Origin of the sequence: Schlesneria sp. (assembly GCF_036405755.1) — a bacterium.
Classification (GTDB): Bacteria; Planctomycetota; Planctomycetia; order Planctomycetales; family Planctomycetaceae; genus Schlesneria; species Schlesneria sphaerica.
Map to the genome: position 1 here is coordinate 1 of NZ_DASWWZ010000116.1, position 2,798 is coordinate 2,798.

Consider the following 2,798-nt stretch of genomic DNA (forward strand, 5'->3'; position numbering starts at 1 on the left):
AGACGAGGGGCGAGTGCGACCCGTCCGCGAATTGGCCGTCGCTATAGCACCTGCCCACTTCCCCTTCGTTCGACGTTTTCTGCTTGAGGCGGGGATCTTTTCAGCTCAACCAGAGACGAGCTTGCAGGACTGGCAGACGAGGGTATGGCGAATGCTGATTCCTTTCTGATGGAAACGAACTGAAACCAAATCTTTCAGGAGAACTGACCATGGCATCTACGAGCACACGTCCTTCCTGGTACACGGACGAAGACGACACCGCTTGGTCAAAGGTGAAGGCAGCCTTCCAGCGGGACTGGACGCAAACCAAGCACGATTTCGGTGCGGATGAGCCTGATCTTAATCAGGAAGTCGGTGACACGGTGGGACAAGCGACGGGAAACCAGCCAATTCCCCCCGGCAATACCAAGACGAGACCCGATTCGGAAAACGACATCTACAGCGACGATGATGAATCGGCATACCGATATGGCTACGCAGCAAGTCGCCACTTCGACGGCGACGAAGAATGGGATGATGAGCTGGAAGAGAATCTTCGCAGCGAATGGCGCGATGAATCGGATTGGGAATGCAGCCGAAACGCGGTCCGTCGCGGTTGGTGTTACGGAAAACAACAAGGACGTATCAACCGACCCCGATAGTCGATCTGGCCCGTAACAGGCCTCTCCCGTCCGGCAGCAGTCACTTTGTTTCGCAGAAGTGGCTGCTACCTTTTTCTTTTCCGTAAAAGGAATCGCATCGGCGACGACCACCGTGATCCACTTCTGCGGCCGCAGCCCCAAAGAGACCGACACTTGAGGGCCACCGCCAGCTAAACGAGGTCACGTCCGCCGTGAAGGAGCTTACTGAGCATTGCTCGTCGGACGGTCATCTCACCGGCGCTACGGGCCTGTTGGAGAATGGCAACTTGACGAGGGTTGAGCGGAACCGCAGTTCCGGTCGGAGGAACCTCGGGCACCAAGCGTTTGACAATCTCACTCTGCAACTCGGCAAGTCCTTGACCTCGCTTCGCGGAGACCTGTAACACGTTCTCCGGCAGCGCCTCATCCCACTGCACCGAGAGATCAGCCTTATTTGCAACGACCAGAGCCTCCGGCCACTGGCGCAATAACTCGAAATCGTCCGGGGTCGGGACCTGACTGAGATCCAGCAGAACGATTTGCAGATCGGCCGTGCGCAAGCGGGCTTGGGCCAGAGCGATTCCCTGAGACTCCAACGCGTGAGCGTCTTGCCGAATCCCCGCTGTATCCGCGAGAACGACCGGCCATCCCTCAAAGGCGGTTTCACCAGTAACAACATCACGCGTTGTTCCGGGCTGGTCGAAAACGATGGCTCGTTCGTAGCCCAGCAATCCATTAATCAGACTCGACTTGCCGACGTTCGGTCGCCCGGTCAGTACAACGTTCCAGGGGTTTGACAGATGCAGCCCGAAGTTTGACCAGCGGATCAAGCTATCCAAACGACTGAGCAGCGTGGCCTCATCAGTCGTCCAGACCATTTCCTGAAACGCCTGCCGCAAAAGACCGCCTGCCTGCTCAAGCGCAATTTGCGTCGTTCGCCAGGTGGTGGTGCGGCTCAGCGTTTCCTGACACTCGGCCTGCAGAATGTCGTCGGAAATTGTGAGTTGTGTTTGCCAATCGACGACCTGATACGTCGCTTCTTCAAGATCCTTCAGGATCCGTTCCACCGCAGAATCGCCTCCATGACAGTGGATTTCCAGCAGGTCAGCCGAGACCCGACAGACAATCAGGTCTTCGCGGTGCGAATGCCCCCAGCGTCCGAAGGCGATTTTCCTCAGCGGTTGCTGGCTCAAAGCCACCCCATTCGCCGCTTCGAACAGGGGGTCGATTCCCTGGAATTCCGCTCCCCGCTCCTCGGGGCCAAGTCCCTCTGCAACTCGAATCGTCGCCACCGCCCCTCGCCCCCCCGGCGTTAATCGGGCCGCCGTGCGTCGAGTTGCAGATCTCGAGTAAACGTCGATGTCAGTCACGTCAATCTTCCGAAGTTGTTGAGGACCCGAGTAGGAGCCGCCCGTCGTTCAGCGTTGCGGTACGATTCTGCGACGAGCAAGTATTCCAACTTCCTCGGGAGGCGTGTGAGAACAGAGCCCCGGCAACGAGAAATTTCCGTTTGCAGCGTTCCATTGGGCGATCTTACAGTGTGCATTAAAGACCGGTCCCGCGGAAGATGGTCGATTGCCTCACCAAAGTACAGTCGATCTACAGAATTCCCCAGGTGCCCGTCAAATTCATTACAATCAGTACATTTTAACAGCTGATAACCCACACTATCAAATGCCGCTCAGCCGTCCCTCGCCAGAATAAACGTCGAGTACGCGCACCGCTCGGACACCATGTTGCTCATCGCCAAGACGAGTTCGTGATCACGACAGGGCCCCCGTTGCCCTGCTTCGGAAACATGTTCGAAAGTGCCATGATGTATGAGCCATTCGCCCTCGGTACGCGTGACGAGTCGTCTCGGAAGCTGCGGCAGCAGGGCGCGTCTACCCTAACGAGGTTACTCCGCCTGGCAGCCCGGCCATCGATCCTTCTAATGCTGGGATTTCTGTTCACAGACGCCGTTTCGACCGCCCTGGCTCAGTCTTCCCCCGCGCCTGTTCGTACTCCGCCTCGACGAAGTGATATCACGCCGGTTTCAGCCGAGACATTCGACGAGTTTGCTGAAATGCTCCGGGGGCTGGAACGGCGGGTCGATATTCTGGCCCGGCAGAACGAAGAACTCCTTCGCGAAAATCAACGCCTCAGCAACCGCTTAAACCCTTCATCCTTCGCTGTTCA

Annotated in this window: 3 protein-coding genes; 2 read left to right on the forward strand and 1 reads right to left on the reverse strand. The window is 57.3% G+C overall.

Features of this window, described 5'->3' with window-relative positions; all coding sequences use genetic code 11:
- Nucleotides 1–209: 209 nt before the first annotated feature.
- The gene (locus VGE80_RS04020; RefSeq protein WP_373653889.1) at nucleotides 210–641 is read left to right on the forward strand and encodes a hypothetical protein; all 432 of its coding nucleotides are present in this window, start codon (nucleotides 210–212) and stop codon (nucleotides 639–641) included.
- Between the two features lie 170 nt (nucleotides 642–811).
- On the opposite strand, the gene VGE80_RS04025 is transcribed toward VGE80_RS04020, so the two are convergent.
- On the reverse strand, nucleotides 812–1,990 hold the full coding sequence (locus VGE80_RS04025) for a GTPase (RefSeq protein ID WP_440591758.1): 1,179 nt from the start codon (nucleotides 1,988–1,990) through the stop codon (nucleotides 812–814).
- A gap of 563 nt (nucleotides 1,991–2,553) precedes the next feature.
- Here VGE80_RS04025 and VGE80_RS04030 point away from each other — a divergent pair.
- A partial coding sequence (locus VGE80_RS04030) for a hypothetical protein (RefSeq protein ID WP_440591759.1) occupies nucleotides 2,554–2,798 on the forward strand: 245 nt, incomplete at its 3' end.

What these genes read in the sequence shown, in the direction of transcription:
- VGE80_RS04020 (WP_373653889.1), top strand. Translation starts at nt 210, where the DNA reads ATGGCATCTACGAGCACACGTCCTTCCTGGTACACGGACGAAGACGAC.